Raw genomic sequence first — 2,050 nt, 5'->3', positions numbered from 1 at the left:
GAACAGGTGGTCCACCGGCTCGGCGCCGTGCCCGCCGGTGACGAGCGCGGCGGCCGCGCCCATGGCGACGAGCCGCTGCGCCAGCGCGGCCCGGTCTTCGGTGGCCATGCCGGTCAGCGCTTGCGCCTCCGGCAGGTTGGGCGTCACGACCGTCGCCAGCGGGAACAGCCGCTTGGTCAGCGTCTGGACCGCGTCCGGCTGCAACAGCCGGCTTCCTGAGCTGGCCACCATCACCGGGTCCACCACGAGCGGCAGGCCGCGCCCGGTCAGCTCGTCCGCTACCGCCTCGATGATGGCGGAGGAAAAGAGCATGCCGGTCTTTGCCGCGTCCGCGCCGAGATCATCGAGAACTGTCCTTATCTGATCCCGAACGATCCCGGGTGACTGCTCGGCGATAGCCGTCACTCCGCGCGTGTTCTGCGCCGTGAGGGCGACGATCGCGGACATGCCGTGCGCACCGCAGCGGGCGAAGGCCTTCAGGTCCGCCTGGATGCCCGCGCCGCCGCCGGAGTCCGACGAGGCGATCGTCAGCACCCTTGGGATCATGGGAGGACCTGGCCCGCCATGGGGCTGGAGGCGACCGCGTGCCAGCGGCGCGGGATGCGGCCCGCCTGGCTGGCGGCGCGGCCCGCCTCGACCGCCAGCCGTATCGCGACCGCCATCCGCTCCGGGTCAGCGGCCCTGGTGATCGCCGACGCGACGAGCACGGCCGCGCAGCCGAGCTCCATCGCGAGGGCCGCGTCGCTCGCGGTGCCGATCCCCGCGTCCAGGATCACCGGCACGCCGGCCCGTTCGACGATCATCGCGATGTTGTGCGGATTCCTGATGCCGAGCCCCGATCCGATCGGCGAGCCGAGCGGCATCACCGCGGCGCAGCCGGCCTCCTCAAGCCGCAGCGCGAGCACCGGGTCGTCGTTCGTGTACGGCAGCACGGTGAACCCGTCGGCGACGAGCTGCTGTGCCGCGTCGAGCAGCTCGACCGGGTCTGGCAGCAGCGTGGTGTCGTCGGCGATGACCTCCAGCTTCACCCAGTCGGTGCCAAGGGCCTCGCGGGCCAGCCGGGCGACGAGCAGGGCTTCCGCGGCGGTGTGGCAGCCGGCGGTGTTCGGCAGGACGTCGACGCCGGCCTGCCGGATCGCGCCGAGCAGGGAGCCGTCGCCCGCCGAGTTGACCCGGCGCATCGCGACCGTGGTGAGCTCGGCGCCGGAGGCGGCGAGCACCACGGCGAGCACGTCGAGGGACTGCACTCCCCCGGTGCCGACGATCAGCCGCGAGGTCAGCTCGCGGTCGGCGAGCTTCCAGCCTTCATTCATGTTCCTAACCTCCCTGGACCGCGGTCACGACTTCGACCTCGTCGCGGTCCGCGAGCGGCGTGTCCGCCCACGCGCGGCGAGGCAGCACGTCGCCGTTGACGGCGGCGGCGATGCCGGACGGGGCATCGGTTACCTGAGCGACGAGCTGTGCCACGGTGGTGCCCGCGGCGACCTCGCGGGGCTCGCCGTTGACGGTAACGGTCATCCGAGCCTGCCAGGGCCGAAGGGCGCCCACGCCGGGTCCTGGCCGGCGCCGGCCAAGATGGCGACCACGGCGTCGGCGGTCGCCGCGGACAGCAGGATGCCGTTGCGGAAGTGGCCGGTGGCGACGACCATGCCCTCGGCTACCCGGCCGACGATGGGGCCGTTGTCCTTGCTGCCCGGCCGCTGGCCGACGTTGATCTCGGCGAGGATGAGCTCGCTGATCGCCGGGAGCGCGATCACCGCGTCGCGGAGCAGGTCGTGCACGGCGCCTGCCGTGACGTCCCTGTCGTCGCGCTCCTCCTGGGTGGCGCCGACCACCACCTCGCCGTCCGCGCGGGGCACGATATAGAGGTCGCGGCCCTGGACGGTGGCGCGGATGGTGCGGGTGGCGACGCGCGGCAAGTGTTCCGGGTGCCTGAGGCGGAGCAGCTGGCCCTTGACCGGGCGGACCGCCTGGCGGATGGCCGCGGGGACGCCTTGGAGGTCGCGGGTGGCGACGCCGGCCGCGACCACGACGTCGCGGGCTGCTAGGC

Annotated in this window: 4 protein-coding genes; all 4 read right to left on the bottom strand. The window is 73.3% G+C overall.

The window, feature by feature from the left end:
- Positions 1-534: bifunctional hydroxymethylpyrimidine kinase/phosphomethylpyrimidine kinase (gene thiD, locus WA805_RS30785; RefSeq protein ID WP_425244081.1), on the bottom strand; the 534-nt coding region annotated here is incomplete at its 3' end.
- An 8-nt stretch (positions 535-542) separates the two neighbouring features.
- Positions 543-1,313, bottom strand: coding sequence for a thiazole synthase (locus WA805_RS30780; RefSeq protein WP_422339426.1), 771 nt, complete (start codon positions 1,311-1,313; stop codon positions 543-545).
- Positions 1,314-1,317: 4 nt separating this feature from the next.
- Positions 1,318-1,518, bottom strand: a complete 201-nt coding sequence (gene thiS / locus WA805_RS30775; protein WP_422273601.1) for a sulfur carrier protein ThiS — start codon at positions 1,516-1,518, stop codon at positions 1,318-1,320.
- Positions 1,515-2,050: FAD-dependent oxidoreductase (locus WA805_RS30770; RefSeq protein ID WP_425244080.1), on the bottom strand; the 536-nt coding region annotated here is incomplete at its 5' end. The genes WA805_RS30770 and thiS, both read right to left, overlap by 4 nt.

The organism is Trebonia sp., from assembly GCF_049794275.1.
Classification (GTDB): domain Bacteria; phylum Actinomycetota; class Actinomycetes; order Streptosporangiales; family Streptosporangiaceae; genus Trebonia.
The sequence above is the reverse complement of the archived record's forward strand: the minus strand, read 5'-3'. Positions and strand labels throughout refer to the sequence as shown.